This is a genomic window from Paraburkholderia sp. BR10882, from assembly GCF_040948855.1.
In the GTDB taxonomy this organism is placed as follows: Bacteria; Pseudomonadota; Gammaproteobacteria; order Burkholderiales; family Burkholderiaceae; genus Paraburkholderia; species Paraburkholderia nodosa_A.
The window spans coordinates 70,879-90,018 of the sequence record NZ_JBFPKP010000002.1; the positions used below are offsets into that span (position 1 = coordinate 70,879).

The 19,140-nt window shown below is 61.4% G+C and carries 18 protein-coding genes; 6 read left to right on the top strand and 12 right to left on the bottom strand.

The features are described from left to right. Positions 1-26 precede the first annotated feature (26 nt). From AB3X99_RS05240 to AB3X99_RS05265, 6 genes are all read right to left on the bottom strand, one after another. Positions 27-1,580 (bottom strand): phospholipase D family protein, encoded by a 1,554-nt coding sequence (locus tag AB3X99_RS05240; RefSeq protein WP_368616305.1) that lies wholly within the window; start codon positions 1,578-1,580, stop codon positions 27-29. A gap of 38 nt (positions 1,581-1,618) precedes the next feature. Continuing rightward, positions 1,619-2,551, bottom strand: coding sequence for a 3-hydroxyacyl-CoA dehydrogenase NAD-binding domain-containing protein (locus AB3X99_RS05245; RefSeq protein WP_368616306.1), 933 nt, complete (start codon positions 2,549-2,551; stop codon positions 1,619-1,621). 18 nt (positions 2,552-2,569) lie between these two features. Then, a complete protein-coding gene (locus tag AB3X99_RS05250; RefSeq protein ID WP_368616307.1) occupies positions 2,570-3,772 on the bottom strand; it encodes an acyl-CoA dehydrogenase family protein in 1,203 nt (400 codons plus the stop codon). A gap of 21 nt (positions 3,773-3,793) precedes the next feature. Beyond that, entirely contained in the window at positions 3,794-4,543 is a 750-nt protein-coding gene (locus AB3X99_RS05255; protein ID WP_368603445.1) for an acetoacetate decarboxylase, read from the bottom strand. 48 nt (positions 4,544-4,591) lie between these two features. Further along, positions 4,592-5,821, bottom strand: coding sequence for a CaiB/BaiF CoA transferase family protein (locus AB3X99_RS05260; protein ID WP_368616308.1), 1,230 nt, complete (start codon positions 5,819-5,821; stop codon positions 4,592-4,594). Between the two features lie 90 nt (positions 5,822-5,911). Beyond that, positions 5,912-6,784 (bottom strand): enoyl-CoA hydratase-related protein, encoded by an 873-nt coding sequence (locus tag AB3X99_RS05265; RefSeq protein WP_368616309.1) that lies wholly within the window; start codon positions 6,782-6,784, stop codon positions 5,912-5,914. A 256-nt stretch (positions 6,785-7,040) separates the two neighbouring features. Between AB3X99_RS05265 and AB3X99_RS05270 the strand changes: the two genes are divergently transcribed. Both AB3X99_RS05270 and AB3X99_RS05275 read left to right on the top strand, forming a co-directional pair. Further along, positions 7,041-7,412, top strand: coding sequence for a response regulator (locus AB3X99_RS05270; RefSeq protein WP_368616310.1), 372 nt, complete (start codon positions 7,041-7,043; stop codon positions 7,410-7,412). Between the two features lie 141 nt (positions 7,413-7,553). Further along, complete coding sequence (locus AB3X99_RS05275; protein ID WP_368616311.1) at positions 7,554-8,573, top strand: AraC family transcriptional regulator; 1,020 nt, start codon at positions 7,554-7,556, stop codon at positions 8,571-8,573. Here the strand turns inward: AB3X99_RS05275 and AB3X99_RS05280 are convergent. Then, positions 8,567-9,274 (bottom strand): response regulator transcription factor, encoded by a 708-nt coding sequence (locus AB3X99_RS05280; protein WP_368616312.1) that lies wholly within the window; start codon positions 9,272-9,274, stop codon positions 8,567-8,569. The genes AB3X99_RS05275 and AB3X99_RS05280 overlap by 7 nt on opposite strands. Before the next feature lie 374 nt (positions 9,275-9,648). Here AB3X99_RS05280 and AB3X99_RS05285 point away from each other — a divergent pair, with 374 nt between their 5' ends. The 4 genes from AB3X99_RS05285 to AB3X99_RS05300 all read left to right on the top strand — a co-directional run bounded on the left by AB3X99_RS05285 (position 9,649) and on the right by AB3X99_RS05300 (position 14,125). Beyond that, on the top strand, positions 9,649-10,659 hold the full coding sequence (locus AB3X99_RS05285; RefSeq protein WP_368616313.1) for a LysR family transcriptional regulator: 1,011 nt from the start codon (positions 9,649-9,651) through the stop codon (positions 10,657-10,659). A 113-nt stretch (positions 10,660-10,772) separates the two neighbouring features. Next, positions 10,773-11,024 (top strand): ATP-binding protein, encoded by a 252-nt coding sequence (locus AB3X99_RS05290; RefSeq protein ID WP_368616712.1) that lies wholly within the window; start codon positions 10,773-10,775, stop codon positions 11,022-11,024. A 438-nt stretch (positions 11,025-11,462) separates the two neighbouring features. Further along, positions 11,463-13,793, top strand: coding sequence for a nitric-oxide reductase large subunit (locus AB3X99_RS05295; RefSeq protein WP_368616314.1), 2,331 nt, complete (start codon positions 11,463-11,465; stop codon positions 13,791-13,793). Between the two features lie 35 nt (positions 13,794-13,828). Continuing rightward, positions 13,829-14,125 (top strand): hypothetical protein, encoded by a 297-nt coding sequence (locus AB3X99_RS05300; RefSeq protein WP_368616315.1) that lies wholly within the window; start codon positions 13,829-13,831, stop codon positions 14,123-14,125. 48 nt (positions 14,126-14,173) lie between these two features. On the opposite strand, the gene AB3X99_RS05305 is transcribed toward AB3X99_RS05300, so the two are convergent. From AB3X99_RS05305 to AB3X99_RS05325, 5 genes are all read right to left on the bottom strand, one after another. Beyond that, on the bottom strand, positions 14,174-14,617 hold the full coding sequence (locus AB3X99_RS05305) for a hypothetical protein (protein ID WP_368603436.1): 444 nt from the start codon (positions 14,615-14,617) through the stop codon (positions 14,174-14,176). Between the two features lie 156 nt (positions 14,618-14,773). After that, positions 14,774-15,475, bottom strand: coding sequence for an OmpW family protein (locus AB3X99_RS05310; RefSeq protein WP_368603435.1), 702 nt, complete (start codon positions 15,473-15,475; stop codon positions 14,774-14,776). Between the two features lie 119 nt (positions 15,476-15,594). After that, on the bottom strand, positions 15,595-17,379 hold the full coding sequence (locus tag AB3X99_RS05315; RefSeq protein WP_368616316.1) for an acyl-CoA dehydrogenase C-terminal domain-containing protein: 1,785 nt from the start codon (positions 17,377-17,379) through the stop codon (positions 15,595-15,597). A gap of 14 nt (positions 17,380-17,393) precedes the next feature. Next, positions 17,394-18,341 (bottom strand): electron transfer flavoprotein subunit alpha/FixB family protein, encoded by a 948-nt coding sequence (locus AB3X99_RS05320; protein ID WP_368616317.1) that lies wholly within the window; start codon positions 18,339-18,341, stop codon positions 17,394-17,396. A gap of 24 nt (positions 18,342-18,365) precedes the next feature. Next, positions 18,366-19,115 (bottom strand): electron transfer flavoprotein subunit beta/FixA family protein, encoded by a 750-nt coding sequence (locus AB3X99_RS05325; RefSeq protein ID WP_368603432.1) that lies wholly within the window; start codon positions 19,113-19,115, stop codon positions 18,366-18,368. Positions 19,116-19,140 lie beyond the last annotated feature (25 nt).

Consider the following 19,140-nt stretch of genomic DNA (forward strand, 5'->3'; position numbering starts at 1 on the left):
CCCGGCCGCAAACAGCGCGCCAGCACTCATAGCTCCGATTCGATCGGCAGCAGACCCATGAACCAGATGCTCGTACGCCGTCCAAAAGTGACATCCGGCTCCGAGTCCAGTTCCGTTACCGTGCCGTTTTCGGTGGTGTCGATCCAGACGATCCGTTTCGAGCCGTTCGCGTCGGTGCGCAGCTCCACTCGCCACGCGACCTCGTCCAGATGCGGTTCGACGTCTTCGACCACCTGGCCGGCAATTGCCGGGCTATTGCAGAGTACGCCGATCTCCGTGTTGAGGCGACTCGAGCGCGGATCGAGATTCATCGACCCGATGAAAACGCTTTGCCGGTCGAACACATAGGTTTTCGCATGCAACGACGCCCTTGATGAGCCAAAGATCTTTCGCTGCGACTTCACGTGCACGGAGCCAACGGGTTTCAGCTCATACAGGTGTACGCCGGCCTTGAGGAGATCTTCGCGATAGTGCTCGTAGCCGGCATTGACCGCAACGACGTCGGTTGCAGCGAGCGAATTGGTCAGCACCGTGACGCGCACGCCGCGAGCAGTCAGATCGCTGATCCATGCCACCCCCTCTTTGCCCGGCACGAAGTATGGCGAAATGATCAACATCTCCCGCGTGGGTTTGAGGTTCAGGGCCGCGAACTTCGTCATGAGGTGGCCATTCGGATCGTTCGGATCGCGCGTGACCTTGGCCGGGTCGTCGTACAGAAGCGTGGCTTGCCCCCACGCAAAGTCGGTGCTGCCGGGGTCGAGCACAGCGGCCATCCGCGCTCTCGCTTGCACGACGTAAGCGGAGTCGTGCACCGAATTGATGTAGTCGTCCAGTTTCGCGCGGTAGGCGGCCAACGCGGACGGATCCGCCGCGTGTCCCATCAGTTGCTCGATGGAATAACTCGATTCGGAATTCCAGAACTGATCGAAAGCGTTAGACACCTGGTGGACAACCGCACCGTGCACCAGTACATCCAGATCCCCGAAGGCCACCACGCTCGAGGCCCCGAAGTATTCGTCGCCAATATTGCGCCCGCCAAGAATGGCGGCTTCGTTGTCCGCAATCATCGCCTTGTTGTGCATGCGCCGGTCGACACGCGAGAATTCGAGTGCAGTCGCAACCGACTTGAAGTTGCGGCTCGCGACCGGATTGAATAGCCGTATCTGCAGGTTCGGGTGCGAGTTGAGCGTGAGCAGCACCCGGTCGTCCGCGTTCGTGCCCAGGTCGTCGAGCAGGACACGAACGCGTACACCCCGGTCTGCGGCCTTGAGCAACGCCGCCGCCAGTTCACGGCCAACCAGATCGTCGTGCCAGATGTAGTACTGCAGATCGAGCGAACGGTCGGCGTTTCCGGCGAGCATAATGCGGGCCACTATCGCATCGGTCGGGTCTTGCAGCAGGTGAAACGCCGTGTCGCCCGGATGCTTCTGCTCGTCGGGAACGAAGAGCGTGCCGAGCCGGGTGCTTTCCGTGTGTTGCAGCGCAAACGTCTGTGGCTGGTTCGTCTGTGGCGGCAAACCGGCACAAGCGGCCACCACGAAGACAAGCGCAATTACGATGAGACGCTGCAGGCTTTTCATCTTCACACCTCACAGATCCGCGCCTTCGGTGAAAGGCGTCACTCCTTGTTGCGCAACCGAAGCAATCCCATCAGAACCTCATCGCGATACGTTGCAAGCTCGTGCAACGAGCGCGACTGGACTTCTTCGTGCACGCCCTTGATGATGGTCTCCCGCACGTCCGCCGTGAGTTCCGGTGTTCCGAGCACGTGCCACCAGGCTGTCAACGGGCCGGTGAACTGCTCGAAGAAGTGTTCGATACCGCCCTGCCCGCCGCCGAGATGGTAGAGAAGACTCGGCCCCATGATCCCCCACCGCAGGCCCGGGCCCCACGAAACGGCCACGTCGGCATCGCCGACGCTCACGACACCCTCCGCAATCAGATACACCACTTCGCGAAAGAGGGCCGCCTGAAGGCGATTGGCGACGTGGCCCGGAATCTCCTTGTGCAAGCGGATGGTCCGCTTTCCGAGGCCGCGATAGAATGCGCTGACGCGATCAATGGTCTCTTCGGAGGTCTTCGCGCCACCCACGATCTCGACCAGCGGTATCAGATGCGGCGGGTTGAATGGATGACCGATTACGCAGCGTTCGGGATGGTTCGGGCAGGCGGATTGAATCTCGCTCATCGTCAGGCCCGACGAACTCGAAGCGATGATCGCCTCCGGCGCCAACGCTTCATCGAGCCGCCGGTAGAGGTCCTTCTTGAAGTCGATGCGCTCCGGACCGTTCTCCTGAACCAGATCGCTCCCGGCTATGGCTTCCTCGAAGTTCGCCGTGAATTGAAGCTTCGAAGGCGACGCGCCGGGCGTGAGCCCGAGTTCCTCCAGCGCGGGCCACGCGGCTGCGATGAATTCGTCGAGTTTCTGCTTTGCATCGGGGGCGATGTCGGTCGCGACGACGTCCAGACCTTTGGCGAGAAACAGCGCCGCCCAGCTCGCTCCGATGACCCCGGTCCCGATGATCGTCACGCGCTCGATTGTCTTGCTCATGGTAAGCACTCCGTGGCGTTAAACGAACGCACTGAACCCGCTGATCGCCTTGCCGACGATCAGAGAATTCATCTCGCGCGTGCCTTCATAGGAATAGAGGGCTTCCGAGTCGGCCATGAAGCGCGCGACGTTGTAGTCGAGCACGATGCCATTGCCGCCCAGAACTTCGCGAGCCCAGCCGACCGTCTCGCGCATGCGTACCGTGCAGAATGCCTTGGCGAGCGAGGCATGCTCGTCCTTTAGCTTGCCCTGGTCCTGCAGTTGCGCGAGACGCACGACCATGCACTGCGAGGCCGTGATATTGCCGAGCATCTTCGCGAGCAGGTCCTGGACCATCTGAAACGATGCGATCGGCTTGCCGAACTGTTCGCGCGTCTGAGCATACTTCAGCGCGTGTTCATATGCGCCCATGCTGCATCCCACCGACTCCCACGCCACATACTGGCGGGTCAGGCGCAGCACGCGTGCCGTGTCGCGGAAGGTCGAGTCGCCCTGCAGGCGGTTCTCTTCCGGCACGCGGCAGTTATCGAGCGTGATGACGCCGTTTTGCACAACCCGCAGCGCGACCTTGCGCTCGATCTTCGAAACCGAGAACCCCGGCGTCGTCTTGTTTTCCACGATGAATCCTTTCACCTGGTTGTCGTCGACGTCACGTGCCCAGATGATGGAAAGATCGCACCATGGCGAATTGCCGATCCAGCGCTTCTGGCCGTTGAGCACCCAGGTATCGCCTTTGCGCTTCGCGGTCGTGAGAAGCCCGCCGCCGGCGCCCGAGCCGACCAGCGGCTCGGTCAGGCCAAAGCAGCCCACCTTCTCGAGACGGGCCATGGGCGGCAGCCACTTCTGCTTCTGCTCTTCCGACCCGCCGAGGTAAATGGAACCCATGGCGAGGCCGCTGTGCACACCGTAGAACGTGGCGATCGAGGCGTCGACACGCGCAATTTCCATGGCCATGAAGCCGTCGAGCAGAACGCTGCCGCCGGGGCAGCCATAGCCCTCGAAACCAATGCCGACGATATTCAGATCCTGAATGCCGGGGATCAGCTCGAACGGGAACTTGTCGTCGGCCCAGTACTGGTTGATGACGGGCGCCACGGTCCCTTCCATGAAGCTCCGCACCTTCTTGAGGAGCGCCTGCTCATCGTCGCTCAAGACCTGGTGGATCATGTAGAAGTCGCTATCGGGCGCTGGCAGCGCGTGAGGAAGCTTTGTTTCTGGCATGGTGTGTCTCGTTGGTGATGATCAGGACTGCGTATGGGACAGATAGTCGTAGACCACTTCGGCGTTGCCGAGTGACAGGTCGGTCAGCAGATGCACGGCCGACAGAACCTCGAGCACCGGCAGCTTGGCGACGGGCGCGAAGCAGTGCGGATGCAGTTCCAGTGAGGCAGGGCCTGTCCACGCGCCCTTTACAGTCAGATCCTCGATGTAATACCTGACGATCTCGCACACGCGGGCCGTGCAGTCCACGTGCGGCAGGATCTTAAGCAGATAGCCTGGCGCCTCGAGAGTCTTCCTGACCGAGGCGAGATCGAGCGCCTTGTACTTGTAGGCCATCGTGGCCGTGGCAACGCGCACGCCGTTATAGTCAAGCGTGCCAACGAGCGCGTCGTTGCGCACCTCCAGCTTCGGTTGCGCGAGCACCTTGGGAAAACCCAGCAGTTCGCGGCCGGAGGCGATGCCCGCCTCGCTGTCGAGATACATCGCATGCGTGAAGCCGCCGGCCACGCCGTTGAGCGTAACGGGAATCACCTGGCCGGATTCGGTGTACGAGCCCAGCCCGCTCGAATCGGGCATGTTGATGAACTCGTACTTGACGATCGGCTCGCCAGGCATGAGCGGAGCCGGGACCACTCGCGCAAGCGCCTCTGGATCGGTGCGATAGGTGATGATCACGAACTCTCGATCGACGAACCGGTACGGCACTTTGGGATAGGCGGGGCTCGTCAAGGGCATCGCGTAGGCCGATGCGCGCACTTCGTCTTCAGTCATGGAATGCTCCATAGTTGCCGTGCGGGGTGAAAGGCGCGACGGCCTCGCTCACGACGCGCGCTTGAATCGTGCGACGGCACCCGCATCGTTCAGGCGTGCGACCTCGGCGTCGTCGAACCCCAGTTCCTGCAGGATTTGCGCACCGTGTTCGCCGAGTTGCGGGGCCGCAGTGGGCTTCACTTTCGGCGAGCCGAACACCTGAAACGGGCTGCTGACGGTGCGGGCTACTTTCCCGCCGGGCTGCGCGAGCGGTACGACGATCCCGTTGGCCGGCAATTGGGGGTCGTCGATGATTTCTCGTGCGACCTGAACGACACCGAAGATCACGCGGCCGGCATCGAGCACCTGCTTCCAGTACGCGAGCGGCCGGCTCGCGAACATCGGGTCGAGAATCTCGACCAGTTGTGCGGAGTTGGCGATGCGGTTTTCGTCGACGAAGCGCGGGTCCTCCAGCAGGTCGGGCTTGCCGATCGCCTTGCAGAAGCCCGGCCAGTCCTTGCGCTGCGCCGCAACGAGCAGAATCCAGCGCTTGTCGGCGGTCTGGTACGGATTGAGCAGCGCATTGGGCGGCGACTTGCGGTCGTGCTGAGCGAAGAAGTGGCCGCCGTTCAGGCCGCCCTCGACCCACGCGCCCGCGGCCCAGATACCGTTGGCGATCAGCGAGGTCGAGACATGGCTGCCCTTGCCGGTCGTAGCACGCACGTAGAGTGCGGTCACGATCGCTGCATAGAGCGTCGTGGCCGTCGCATGGTCGCCAATTCCCGGGATCGGTAGCGTCGGCGGACTGCCGGCGTCATGCGTCACTTCCATCAGGCCGGAGCGCGCCCAGTATGCGGTGACATCGAATCCCGGCGTGTCGGCCTCCGGGCCTTCGGAGCCATATCCCGTGACGTCGGCGTAGATGAGCTTGTCGTTGAGCGGCGCGAAGTCTTCGTAGGTGCAGCCGAGCGATGCCTTGACACGCGGAGGAAAGTTCACGACGACCACATCGGCCCAGCGCACGAGGCGATGCAGCACTTCTTTGGCGTCGGGCTTCTTCAGATCGATCGCGATGCCGCGCTTGTTGCGGTTCGTCAGTTGCCACGCATAGTTGACGTCACTCGTCGGGTTCGGCGGCATCGCCGAAAAGTAGCGGTAGACATCTCCGGTGCCCGGCGGCTCGACCTTGATCACGTCGGCGCCGAAGTCCGCAAGGATCGTCGTCGCGGCAGGGCCCGCAATATAGCTCGCAAGGTCGAGCACCTTCAACCCGGAGAAGATGTGATTGCCGACGTTCATCGAGTCACCTCCAAAATTTTGTTCTGCCCGCCTCCCGTCGCTTACGCGCCCGGCGCAAACGGTCGTGAAGGGAGTGGCGAGAGCCGCGATTTATCGACCTGTGAACTTCGGAGGCCGCTTTTCCAGGAAGGCTTTCGTGCCTTCCGTCTTGTCATCGGTGGAGGCACATACCCCAAACAAGGCCGCTTCGAGCGCAAGCCCCTCGGAGAGTGAGCCGTCGAGACCGCGATTGACCGCCGCAATCGCATGGCGCACCGAAAGCGGCGCATTGGCGTTGATCTTCGCGAGCATTTCCTGCGCGCGGTCGATCAATTTCGATGGCTCGACAATTTCGCTCACGAGCCCAATGCGCAGTGCGTCTTCCGCTGGAATCATTTCGCCCGTGAGGATGAGTTGCAGGGCAACGCTCTTGCCAACCACGCGAGGAAGGCGCTGCGTTCCGCCGAAGCCGGGAATGAGACCGAGCTTGATCTCGGGCTGCCCGAATCTCGCGTTAGGGGTTGCCAGGCGGATCGTGCACGCCAACGCCGTTTCACATCCGCCGCCGAGCGCGAGACCATTGACTGCCGCGATGACGGGCTTGCCCAGGTTTTCGACGAGATCGAGCAAAGCCTGTCCGGCGCGTGCTGCATGCACTGCCTCGACAGGCGTTGCGGCGGCCAGTTCGCCGATGTCCGCTCCCGCAATGAATGCATGATCGCCTGCGCCGGTCACGATGACCCCGCCAATGCGCGCATCGTCCCGCGCGTATTCGAATGCCGCTTTCAATTCTCGGATGGCCTTCTGGTTCAACGCATTGAGGACCTCTGGGCGATTCAGCATGATGAGCGCGGATGCGTTCCGCTGTTCATAGACAATCGTTTCGAACGATTGGTGTGCAAGTGTCTGTTCCATGAGTCTGTGGATTCCACACGAACTGTTCAACTCACGGACGATTTCACCACCACCGGGATTGCCGGTCACGCACTATCTACGCACTAATCCGCCCGATTTTCCCGTACCGTGATCAACTCGACGGTGGGAAAATCGAACGGACTGCAATTCAGCGGGCGAAGTCGCGATGGTATGTACCAGCGCTGCCCATACGAGTGCCAGGCAAGTCATACTTTGGTGTAAGCCGATTACACCAACGAACAATCTTCATCGCTTGGCTCGCAGCCTGGTACCGATGCACGATGGCGTAGCGTTCACTGAGCAAAGCTAATCGAGGGATCGCTGCATGCGTGCGCCCCAGGTCGTTTCTATCGTCGATGACAACGAGCCTTTCCGCTCGGCGACTGCGCGCCTCGTGCAAGCATACGGGTGGATCGTGCGGGCATTCGATTCCGCGGAGCGATTCCTGGATTCAGAGGACGTTCACAACACGGCATTCCTCATTTCGGATATCAAAATGCCGGGCATGTCCGGGCTGGCAATGTACAGCCGCCTCCTGGAGCTTGGACTCGCGCCTCCTGCCGTTTTCGTTACCGCGGCTGCAACTGCCTCTCTGCGTGCCGAAGTTCTGGCAACGGGAGCGTTTGCCTTGCTCGAAAAGCCAATGGATCCCGACGAACTGGAGCGGTGGTTGAATCATGCTTTACGCCAGCCTTAGTCTGCCGTTGCGAGTCTTCATTAAGGATTTCGCTAGAACGGCGCGCCGCCTTGTGCACAACCTCGTCTGGGCGAGCACCTATACTTCTTGCAGCGGCGTGGCAGCCCTTTTCCCATTCCCACCCAACCCGGGGGTTCGCTCATGAGTGGCATTGGAATTGCAGAGGTCGCGCGGCGGTCGACCCGCGACCTGCCTGCCCCGCACCGTCTCGATGTCTGGGCGGATGTGCTGACTTCGGCCATGATTCCCGTGTATGTCCGGGCCAGCAATCCACGCGAGTTCGAAGCGAACATGACTGTGGCGGCCTGCGGGCCGCTGACAGTAGTGCTGCAGTCGGGCACCCCGCACACCTGCGGACGGGGGCGCAGCGAACTGGCGCGCAGCGGCCAGCGCCAGTATCACCTGATGATGAGCCTCAACCACACCTATCACGTCTCGCATCGCAATGATCTGCGCCTCGCGCCCGGTGACCTCGTACTCGTCGATTCGGACCTCATTTGCGGCATTGATCTGATGCGCCGGTACGAATTTCTTAATATCGGCATTCCCGTCGAGTGGCTCAAGCGCTGGGTTCCCGACGTTGGTTTTCTTGTCGGAAGGCGCATTCCGGGCAATTCCAACTGGGGTGCCGCCCTTGCCGCCTACCTGGTCCAACTGTTGCCTGAGGCGGTTGCGAACGCGCCCATCCCGCGCAGCGTGCTCGCCGACCAGGTGGGCGCCCTGCTGGCGCTCATCGCCCATGAGATGAGCGGCCAGGAGCCGCACAGCAAGCCTGCCGAGCGATCGTTGCGGGATCGCGTGAGCGACTGCCTCGCCCAGCGCTGCCACGAGCATGGCCTGACCGCCGAAGCTGTCGCCGACTCGCTCGGCATCTCGGTGCGCACACTACATCGAGCGCTAACGGGATGCCAGCAGACCTTCGCCGATCAACTGCTCGATGCGAGGATGAATTGTGCGCTGCGGATGCTCGAATCGAAGATATTCGCGCGGATAACGGTGGGTGAAATAGGGCGCCGCGCTGGCTTTGCGGATGCGTCGCACTTTACCCGCGTGGTGCGCAGAAGGATGGGGGTTACACCGCAGCAATTGCGTATGCGCAGCGGCACCGTTTCGAGCGACACAGCCGCCGGACATGCCGCTGAAAGCGATGGAGATCAATAGTTATCCTGCGCGTCACAAGCAACCCATGCAGGCTTGCCTTTTGGCGTCTCTATCCCGAGCGCTGCAGTCATTCTGACGAGATCCGCCACCGAGCGCACGGCCATTTTTCTCATAACCTGAGCGCGATAGATCTTGACGGTGATTTCGCTGAGCTTCAGCTCGCTGGCGATTTCCTTGTTCATCAAGCCGTCCACGACGAACAGCATCACCTGCTGCTCCCGAGGCTTCAAGGAATCGTAGCAAGCGCGTAGCGCGGCGAGCGCCCGGTGGGCCGCGAGCCGCTCGCTATCGCATGTCAACGCATCTGTGACCGCATCCAGCATGTCCTGGTCGCGGAAAGGCTTAGGGAGAAAGTCTACTGCACCGGCTTTCATCGCCTTCACCGACATGGCGACGTCGCCATACCCGGTCATGAAGATGATTGGCATCCGAATACCGCTCTTCACGAGTTCATCCTGGAATGCGAGCCCAGTCTCGCCGTGCAACCTGACGTCCAGAATCAGGCAACTCGGTACGTCCTCCTTATGGAATGCCGAAAATTCGCGGCAGGACGGGAACGCCTGGGCGCGTAGCCCGATTGAATGCAACAGGTCAACGAGCGCAATGCGCATCGCCTCGTCGTCGTCGATCACGTATACCATCGAGACCAGACCGTCGGCAGGGTTCATGTTCGTAACGGCCGAAACCGGCTCAGCACGCATCTCGTTCTCCCGCACCTGACTTGCGAACCGCTACGCTCTGCATCTCCACTCACAGGCAAACCGATTCCACGTTACCGGCGCAGCCGCGCCCCGTATTGGCGAATGCAACGGTCCCGTATCGTGAGAATATCCCTGCCCCCACGGTCTGGATGGTCTGAGCATGCCATTCATGGTCGAAAATCCGGTCTGCACGCGCCATAGCAAGGTGTCTCGTTTCGCGTGGCGGGAAATCGCTGCATAGCAGCGAAGCTTCATTCCGCACGGTTATACGAACGTATGATTCTCTTGGCCTATCACGTGATCTCCACAACCGATCCCACATTTGTAACCAGAACGCCTCTACGTTACCTTTTATCCAGTACGAATCGACATGCATGGCTCGAACCTTCGAAAGGGTTTTCATCGAGGTTCGGACTGAACTCCGGAGCGGAGAGACGATTATGGATTTGTTGAAGAGCATGCGGATTTTTGAGCGTGTGGCCGACGGCGCAAGCTATACGTTGGCGGCTCGGGAGCTGAACATGAGTACGGGTTCAGTCTCGCGGCTCATTTTCGACCTCGAGCAGCATCTTGCCACGCGACTCCTGCATCGCACGACGCGGCGGATTGCCTTGACGCCCGCGGGCAAGCGCTATCTGGCGCGTTGCCACTCGATTCTCGAAGCCCTGGACGAGGCAGAAGCCGAAGCCAAATCGATTCACCTCAGTCCCACAGGCTGTCTCAGGGTTCACGCGTCCCAATCACTCGCGCAACACTATCTGGTGCCTGCGGTGAGAACCTATCGGGAACGGCATCCGTCCGTGCAGGTTGGACTGACGCTATCCGACTCTCCTGTCAACCTGCTGGCCGGTGAATTCGACATGGCCGTCGTGGCGACCGAGGTGCTGCGCGATTCTTCGCTCATCGGTACGCGCCTTGGCAGGTCTTACAGCGTAATGTGCGCGTCTCCGCACTATCTCGACGAGCACCCGATAATCAACCGGCTCGCCGATCTTTCGAACCATAGTCTCGTTTGTCTCGCCCCCACGTGGTCGGACAGCGTCGAATTGACGTCGCAAGGGTCGACCGGCTGCGAAACGGTTTCCGTCAAACCCGGGCTGTGCATCAGTTCGCAATCGTCGCTTGCCGATGCACTCGAACTCGGGATGGGAGTTGGCTTGCTACCCCTGCATGCAGCCGTCGATGCGTTCCGCGATGGCCGCCTCGTGCACATACTGCCCTCCTGCCAGTTCGAACGCGTCGACATCTACGCGCTGTTCGCATCGAAGATGTTTCTCGACGCCAAGGTGAGAACGTGGGTTGAACATCTGAAAAGCAGCTTTGCCGAATCCAGCAAGAACGATCAACTGGTTCTCTACAACACGAGTGATTTGCAGGTGGCGTGAGCCTCCCGCAGACAGGCGGTCCGGCACGGCGATGCGCCTACCGCGGCTTGCGCTTCATCGAGAGACTGCGTCTGGTATTGCCGTCTCGCCCCCTGCCAGAGACCCAGTTGTCGATGATCGCGGCGACGGTCAGTTCGACCGTCAACGTGCGCGATACCGGCATCGGAATCGCGCCGGAGCATGCCTATCGGTTGTTCGACGCTTTTTTCACGACGACACGCGGTGGCAAGGGGATAGGTCTCGCGATGTGCCGTTCGATCATCGATGCACATGGCGGAACCATATTGGCATTCAACAACGCCGGGCACGGTGCAACGTTTCAATGTCGATTGCCCGTGATTGAAGCAAGCGCCAACGCTGAGTGAGTCGTGGTGGCTCGGCATGGCGCGCCACCACGCAACGACAACTCCCCCGCAGTGAATTCATAGCCATCCGGATCGTACCGGCGCAACCGGCCTGAAACGTCCAACGCGTTTTTCTAACCCGGAACGACTCCCAACATACACATGTATGATCCCACTACCCTTCTGGGGGGCTACGCGAGCCGTTGGTACGATTTTCTTGTTTTCGCAATTGCGACATGATGATATCCGCTCCGGGTGCTGCACGGCTCTCGTGGCGCCGGAGGTCAATTGCTATCACCCGCATTTGGACTCCTTATCACTTGTTGAGATTTAAACCGATCACACTCCAGATCTATCCAATCCGCCACTTGGCAGCCGCAAAGGACTGATACTCGGAATCGCAAACGAGTATTTGATCGCCGAAGACTGTGCACGGGCATTTCGCGAAGGAATGGAACCATGAATGCAAAGCCGCCGCTCACCGCGGGCAATCGTTGTCCGCAAGATCGCACGAGCCGGGTCCTGATCTGGGTTTTCATCGTGGTCACCGCGCTCTGCTGGGTGGGAATGATCCTGGCAACGCGCGCCACCTATCAGCAGGCAGCGCCACTGCCACAGCAGATGGTCGCGCCCAACCGCGCACCGGTGATGAGCTACGCCGATATCGTCGCGGGCAAGTCGGGATTTCAGCAAGCGGATCTGATGGATTTCGGCAGCCTGTATGGCATGGGGTCCTACTTTGGCGAGGATTTCACCGCCAAGTACCTCGTCGAGCTGGCGAAGGAGGTGCGCAACAATCTGGCGTTATCTCGCTACGGCAAGTCGTTTGACGCCGCGACGGCCGATCAGCAGGCAAGCGTCACGCGTACCATGCAGGCACAACTTCAGGGCATCGATCTGAGTCAGCAGCAGGTTGTGCTTCCGGACAGCGTGGCTCAGGCGATTCAGACGTTGCGGCCACGCATCAGCACAGCGCTGCTCAGCGACAACCTTGCGCAAGGGTATACGGGGGCACGTTCGCTCGACGCGTCCTCAGCAATGCAAACCGCGAGCTTCATCCTGTATTCGTCGCTCACGACCGTCGCCCGCCGCCCCGGCAAGGACTATTCGTGGACAGTCAACTGGCCGCCCGAGCCGCTGGTCGGCAACTCCCCCACTGCTGCCACGTTCCAGTGGACGTGGATCTCGTTCACGATGATATTTTTCGCGATTGGCGCGATCCTGATGATCTTTCGCCTCTGGATCGAGCCCAAGGCCGCGAATGAGACTTTCGAACCGGTGCTGCGAGGCTTCAAGGAACCCACACCCAGTCAGCGTGCGCTCTGGAAGTATTTTTTGGTGGTGGCCGCTGTCCTGCTGGTGCAGATTCTCGCGGGTTCGATCATGGCGCACTACTACACCGATCGCACCAGCTTTTACGGCATCGAAGTGGACAAATGGCTGCCGTTTGCCGCCCTGCGCAGCGTCCACCTGCAGGCGCCGATAGTGTGGATCGGCGTGAGCTGGATCGCTGGAGGACTCTTCCTCGCGCCTCTGATCGGCAAGCGTGAACCTGCCGGGCAGCGTGCGATGGTGAACCTCATCTTCTGGGTACTGGTGCTCATCGTGGCGGGGGCGCTGATCGGCGACTACCTCGGTGTGATGGGCATCATCCGCGCACACTGGTTCTGGTTCGGTAACCAGGGACTGTCGTATCTCGAGTTGGGCCGCTTCTGGCAGGTGCTCTTCTTTGTTGGCCTCGCCGTCTGGTGTCTGGTTTTGCTGCGTGCATTCTGGCCCACCCTCAAAGCCCTGTTCAGGCAAAGCGGCGGAACGCTCTACGGCCTGTTCCGCATCGAGCATCTTCTCTGGGCCGCCACGCTGAGCGTCACGGTGCTCTATGTATTCGGCATGATTCCGTTCGGCTCGCCCAACCCGTCGTTCTCGATCACCGATTTCTGGCGCTGGTGGGTCGTGCACCTCTGGGTCGAGCTTGCCTTCGAGTTGTTCGCAGCAGCGGTGACCGGCTACTTCCTCATGGCGCTGGAACTGGTGTCGCGGCAGATGGTCGAGCGCGCAGTGCTGTTCGAATGGATCCTCATTATGGTCGGCGGGGTGCTCGGCACTGGCCATCATATGTACTGGGCAGGCGAACCGAGCCTCTGGGTGAGTTTCGGCAGCATGTTCTCGTTCCTCGAGGTCTTGCCGCTGTTCCTGCTGGTGCTGGAAGCCATCGAGCAGCAGCGCCACATCCAGCACGAAAAGGATTTCCCGTATCGACTTGCCTATCTCTACATTCTCGGCTCTGCATTCTGGAACTTCGTGGGCGCCGGGGTGTTCGGCGGCGGCACGCTCAATGCGCCGCTGGTCAACTATTACGAGCATGGCACCTTCCTCACGCTGAACCACGCGCATACGTCGATGTTCGGCGCGTTCGGGTTGCTCGCCATTGGTCTGATCTACATGGTCCTGCGCTACTTGAACGGCCATCGCGCGTGGAGCGACCGCTGCGGCGTATGGGCATTCTGGCTCTACAACGGCGGCCTCGTAATGTGGATCGCGATGAACTTCTACCCGGTTGGCTGGCCGCAACTGCTGGCGGTTTACACGCACGGCTATGCGTATGCGCGAAGCCTCGAGTTCTACAGCACCACCACCTTCTGGCAGTGGATGCGCATGCCGGGTGACATCGTGTTCGCCATGGGTGCCCTGTTGATGGCCTGGGACTTTATTGTCAAGATTCTCGCGCAGCGCGCAGCGGCCATTGCCGAGGCACCGTCTGCGACCGTCGCATCCGGGCAGTCGCTGTGAGCAGCCTCGCGCTATTGGGTATCGCCCGGAGCGGATTGCAAAATCCGCTCATCTGCTCGTCGCTCGCCGCCTGTGTCCTATCACTGGCGGCCTGCACCAGCACTTCGGATGTCGCCGCTACCGACAAGCCGAATGTGTTTACCGTCACCACCAGTACGCGGGGCGCTCGACTGTCGTGGGTCAGCGCATATCGAAAGGCCGTCAGCAGCGCCAGTGACTACTGCACCAAACGCGGCATGCAGGTCGGCACCCGGTCGGATTTCATACGCAGCGGGCGCGAACTGGAACAACAAGGAACGGAGTTGACCTTCGAGTGTCACCCGCCATTCTGACCGGCCGGCGGGAATGATTCACGGGGTATGATGTGTTCGGGGGCAAGGCTATTTGTCGCAAACGACCGCCGTCATGACGAGCGGCATGACTTCCCTTACCGTCGCCGGGCTACCCGTTTCGCGAATGCGTTCGCTGACCGCCTCTTTCCCTGCCATGACGACGACACCATAGACGCGATGGGGCGTTTCACCTTCGCTGATTTTCTGGGTGAACATGGCGTCGTTCGGGGAGAAGCCGAAGACGGCTCGCACCTTGAATCCGAGTGCCGTCAAGTTCTGATTCGGCCTGAGCCGGTACGCGTTAACCGAGTTGGCCGACACTTTCATTGGTACAGGATCGATCTCCTTTTCATCGACCAGTTGCTCGATGAACGTGTGGGGACCGAGATGGCAATCGAGGCTGGCGCCGATCTCCTGTGCATAAATCGCATTCGAGACGAACGCTGCGCCGAGGGCGACGCATCGAGGCAAATGAGAGACTTTCACGAGCATCTTCTCCTTGAACGATCGGCTCGCCGGCTCGACCAGCAATAGAAGCTTAAGCGCAAAGCGGTCGGCAACTCAATTGCACAATGGTGTTAGCCACTTATCCATGTCGATGGAGGGGGGCGCGAGCGCCGGGCCGAACGAGTCGCGCACCCAGTCTGATCAAAATCGGTATCCAACCCCCACGAACGTAATCCATGGATTCGCAGTGATTCGCGTCTTGTTCGTGAGCGCAGGCTGTCCATTGGCGGCATAGGCCGTCACTGTCGCATTCGTCTTGAGCGGTAAATAGGTGACCGACGCCGTGGCGTACCAGTTCTTGCTGAAATTGTACGAGGCGCCCGCATTGAACGCTGGATTCCAGGACGGACTCAAGGAGCTTTCGACATGGCTGCCCGGCCCGGCGAACCGCTGCAATGCGCCGCTAAAAGTCGAGTTGAGTTCGGTATGGGAATACCATGTGTAATTCACGCCCACGCCCGCGAACGGCCGGAATTTCGACTGCGCATCCCCAAGGTAATACTTCACGAAGAGGATCGGCGGCCATGATCGCGTGGTGGCGAGCGGCTGCAGGTTGCCCAGGTCGAGCCCCGGACCGCTCGGCCCGACTGGCGTCACCCTGCCCTGCGCATAGAGCTTGAGCTTGGGCGGTATGCCGCTCGCCAGATCGAGCGCGATGTGGTCCGTGACGAAATACGTCATCGAGAGTTCGGCGGTGAACGTATTGTGGATCTGCCCGCCCGTGCCCGGCGAAGTATAGGTGCCGAACGCCGTGGTGCTTGTCATGGGCGTCGCCGACGATTGCCCGAAGTCGAGCCACGCCCCACCCACGCTGGTGATGAGGCTGCCCGCACTCTGGGCCATCGCGCTACTGCATATCGCCCCGGGTATCAGGGCGAGACATACGAATTTCTTCACTTTCATTTTGATATGGATTCCGAATTGACTTCAACGGAGGTTTCTGAAAATTCCGTGCAACTGCTTTACAGCTGTTCGATGACGACCGCGCCCGATGTGCCGGCCTTGATCGCCTCCAGCAACGCAGACGCCTTGGGCAGGATCTTTTCCGCGTAGAACCGTGCGGTGGCGAGCTTGGCTTGATAGAACTCCGGATCTTCCTGCGCCGCCAGCTTCTGCGACGCCACCGCCGCCGCGCGCGCCATCTGCCAGCCGCCGCACACATAGCCCACGAGCATCAGGTAATCCGCCGAACTGCCGAGTGCTTCATCGGCGTCTTTGGCGAACGCGCCCAGCATCCAGGCGGTAGCGTCTTCGAGTGCCTGCACGGCCGCGGCAAAACGCGTGCCGATCGATACGACTTGCGCATCGGCGTTGCGCTCCAGTGCGGGCAGGACTTCGCGCAGCTGTGCAATCAGCGCTGCCATTGCCGCGCCGCGATCGGCCGCCAGCTTGCGGCCGGCCAGATCTGCCGCCTGAATGCCGGTCGTGCCTTCGTAGATCGTCGCGATCCGCGCATCGCGCAGGAACTGGCAGGCGCCCGTTTCTTCGATGTAGCCCATGCCGCCATGCACCTGCACGCCCATCGACGCGATCTCGACACCCAGTTCGGTACACCAGCCCTTGAGCACCGGAATCAGCAGATCGATGCGAGCCTGGTGACGCGCACGCTCGTCGCCGTCGGGATGCCGGTGCGCACGATCCATGTCGCTTGCCATCACGTAGGCAAAGGCCCGCATCGCTTCGACCTGCGCCTTCATCGTCATCAGCATGCGGCGCACGTCCGGGTGATGCACGATCGCCACCGCGTTGGGCGACTTGCCGCTCGCGAGGCGCCCCTGCACGCGTTCCTTCGCGTATTCGCGGGCCTGCTGCCAGGCGCGCTCCGCCATCGCGAGGCCCTGGATACCCACCTTCTGGCGCGCTTCGTTCATCATCGTGAACATGTGCGCCAGGCCCTTGTTCTCCTGGCCGACCAGGTAACCGATCGCGCCGCCGTTTTCGCCGAAGCTCATCACGCAAGTCGGGCTCGCATGAATGCCGAGCTTGTGCTCAAGAGAGATGCAGCGCACGTCGTTGTTAGCGCCGGGCGTGCCGTCGTCGTTCAGCAGGAACTTGGGTACGAGGAAGAGCGAGATGCCGCGCACGCCTTCGGGCGCGTCAGGCAAGCGCGCGAGCACGAGGTGGACCACATTGCCGGTCATGTCGTGATCGCCCCACGTGATGAAAATCTTCTGGCCGTGGATACGATAGTGCTCCCCCTCAGGCACGGCTTTCGTTCTTACCGCCGCGAGGTCCGAGCCGGCTTGTGGCTCGGTCAGGTTCATCGTTCCGGTCCATTCGCCGCTCACGAGATTCGGCAAATAGCGCTCCTTCAGCGTCTGCGAACCGTGCAGGCGGATCGCTTCCGTTGCGCCCGCCGTGAGCATCGGGCACAGCGCGAACGCCATGTTCGATGAATTCCACATCTCCACCGCGGCTGCATGCATCAGTTCAGGCAAGCCCTGTCCGCCGAATTCCGGGTCTCCGGCGAGGCCGCACCAGCCGCCCGAAACATACTGCTCATAGGCACGCGCGAATCCGTCGGCGGCAGCCACACCATGCCCGGTCAGGCGCGCACCCTGTGCGTCGCCGGGCTTGTTGAGGGGATCGAGCACTTCGGTCGCAAACTTCGCCGCCTCGTCGAGCACGGCATCGGCGAGCTCCGGCGAGACGTCATCGAAACCGGGCAATGCCGCGATCGCCTCGAGGCCAGCCAGTTCGTTCATCACAAAGCGCATGTCGCGCAGGGGGGCAATATAGGTCGTCATGATCGGCTCCTTCGTCAGCCTTGCTGCAGTTTGTCCAGTTCGTGCGAGAGTTCGGGCAGCACCTTGAAAAGGTCGCCGACGATCCAGTAATCGCAGACCTGGAAAATCGGCGCTTCCTCATCCTTGTTGATCGCAACGATCACCTTCGAGTCCTTCATGCCGGCCAGATGCTGGATCGCACCCGAAATGGCCACCGCGACGTAGAGTTGCGGCGCGATCACCTTGCCGGTCTGTCCCACCTGATAGTCGTTGGGCACGAACCCCGCATCGACCGCCGCGCGCGAAGCGCCCACCGCTGCGCCAAGCTTGCCGGCGATATCTTCGAGCAGCGCAAAGTTCTCTCCGGACGCCATCCCGCGTCCGCCTGAAACCACGCGTCGCGCAGCGGTCAGCTCCGGCCGCTCGGAGCGTGTCAGTTGCTGGCTCACGAAACGGGCACCGGGCATTTCAGGCGCCGGCTCCAGCGGTTCGACGGCAGCGCCGCCGCCTTGCGTGCTCGCGGCGTCGAAGGCCGTCGTACGCACGGTAATGACCTTGATGCGGTCGGCGCTGCGCACGGTCGCGAGAATGTTGCCCGCGTAGATGGGGCGCACGAACGTATCGGCGGATTCGACGGCGATGATGTCCGAGACTTGCGCGACATCGAGCAGCGCGGCGACGCGGGGCATCACGTTCTTTGCGGTCGTGGTGGCCGGCGCGAGCACGTGGCTATATTCAGGCGCGACCTTCACGACGAGCGCCGCGAGATTTTCGGCCAGCGCGTGGCCATAATGGGCAGCATCGGACACGCGTACGCGGGTCACGCCGGCAACGCGCGCCGCCTGTTCGGCCACGTTCGCGCATCGCGAACCGGCCACGAGCACATGGATGTCGTCCGAGAGACGCGCGGCGGCGGTCACGGCGTTCAGAGTCGCTGCCTTGAGCACCTGATTGTCGTGCTCTGCAATGATGAGGACTGTCATTTCTGTTTCCTTTTCCTTGGCGTATCAGATCACTTGGGCCACGCTGCGCAGCTTCGCCACGAGTTCCGCGGCGTCGGCCACGCGCACGCCGGGTTCGCGCTTCGGCGGTTCGGTGACCTTCAGTGTTTGCAGTCGCGGGGCGACGTCCACGCCGAGCGCATCGGGCTTCACCACGTCGAGCGGCTTCTTCTTCGCCTTCATGATGTTGGGCAGGCTCGCGTAGCGCGGCGTGTTCAGACGGAGATCGGCGGTAATCACCGCGGGCAGGTCGACTTCGATCGTCTCCAGGCCGCCGTCGATCTCGCGGGTCACGACCGCCTTGCCGCCTTCGATCTCCACCTTCGAGGCGAACGTCGCCTGCGGCCAGTCAAGCAGCGCAGCCAGCATCTGGCCGACCTGGTTCGCGTCGTCGTCGATGGCCTGCTTGCCGAGCATCACCAGCTGCGGCTGCTCCTTGTCCACCAGCGCCTTCAGAAGCCTCGCGACGGCGAGCGGCTGCAGCTCCACATCGGTTTCGACGAGGATGCCGCGGTCGGCGCCCGTCGCCATCGCCGTACGCAGCGTTTCCTGGCAGCCCTGCACGCCGCAGGACACGGCGACCACTTCCGTCGCGGCGCCGGCCTCTTTCAGGCGAACGGCCTCCTCCACGCTGATCTCGTCGAAGGGGTTCATCGAGAACTTCACGTTTGCGACATCCGCACCGCTGCCGTCGGCTTTCACGCGCACTCTCACGTTTGCATCGACGACGCGCTTGACTGGTACAAGTACTTTCATTGCCTGCTCCGCTCCTTTAGATCAT

Bases quoted from the DNA above. Each gene is read 5' to 3' on its own strand.
- AB3X99_RS05285 (WP_368616313.1), top strand. From the start codon at position 9,649: ATGGCTCGAACCTTCGAAAGGGTTTTCATCGAGGTTCGGACTGAACTC.
- AB3X99_RS05315 (WP_368616316.1), bottom strand. From the start codon at position 17,379: ATGACGACCTATATTGCCCCCCTGCGCGACATGCGCTTTGTGATGAAC.
- AB3X99_RS05255 (WP_368603445.1), bottom strand. From the start codon at position 4,543: ATGACTGAAGACGAAGTGCGCGCATCGGCCTACGCGATGCCCTTGACG.
- AB3X99_RS05310 (WP_368603435.1), bottom strand. From the start codon at position 15,475: ATGGCCCAGAGTGCGGGCAGCCTCATCACCAGCGTGGGTGGGGCGTGG.
- AB3X99_RS05295 (WP_368616314.1), top strand. From the start codon at position 11,463: ATGAATGCAAAGCCGCCGCTCACCGCGGGCAATCGTTGTCCGCAAGAT.
- AB3X99_RS05270 (WP_368616310.1), top strand. From the start codon at position 7,041: ATGCGTGCGCCCCAGGTCGTTTCTATCGTCGATGACAACGAGCCTTTC.
- AB3X99_RS05275 (WP_368616311.1), top strand. From the start codon at position 7,554: ATGAGTGGCATTGGAATTGCAGAGGTCGCGCGGCGGTCGACCCGCGAC.
- AB3X99_RS05260 (WP_368616308.1), bottom strand. From the start codon at position 5,821: ATGAACGTCGGCAATCACATCTTCTCCGGGTTGAAGGTGCTCGACCTT.
- AB3X99_RS05280 (WP_368616312.1), bottom strand. From the start codon at position 9,274: ATGCGTGCTGAGCCGGTTTCGGCCGTTACGAACATGAACCCTGCCGAC.
- AB3X99_RS05250 (WP_368616307.1), bottom strand. From the start codon at position 3,772: ATGCCAGAAACAAAGCTTCCTCACGCGCTGCCAGCGCCCGATAGCGAC.
- AB3X99_RS05245 (WP_368616306.1), bottom strand. From the start codon at position 2,551: ATGAGCAAGACAATCGAGCGCGTGACGATCATCGGGACCGGGGTCATC.
- AB3X99_RS05240 (WP_368616305.1), bottom strand. From the start codon at position 1,580: ATGAAAAGCCTGCAGCGTCTCATCGTAATTGCGCTTGTCTTCGTGGTG.
- AB3X99_RS05325 (WP_368603432.1), bottom strand. From the start codon at position 19,115: ATGAAAGTACTTGTACCAGTCAAGCGCGTCGTCGATGCAAACGTGAGA.
- AB3X99_RS05305 (WP_368603436.1), bottom strand. From the start codon at position 14,617: ATGCTCGTGAAAGTCTCTCATTTGCCTCGATGCGTCGCCCTCGGCGCA.
- AB3X99_RS05290 (WP_368616712.1), top strand. From the start codon at position 10,773: ATGATCGCGGCGACGGTCAGTTCGACCGTCAACGTGCGCGATACCGGC.
- AB3X99_RS05320 (WP_368616317.1), bottom strand. From the start codon at position 18,341: ATGACAGTCCTCATCATTGCAGAGCACGACAATCAGGTGCTCAAGGCA.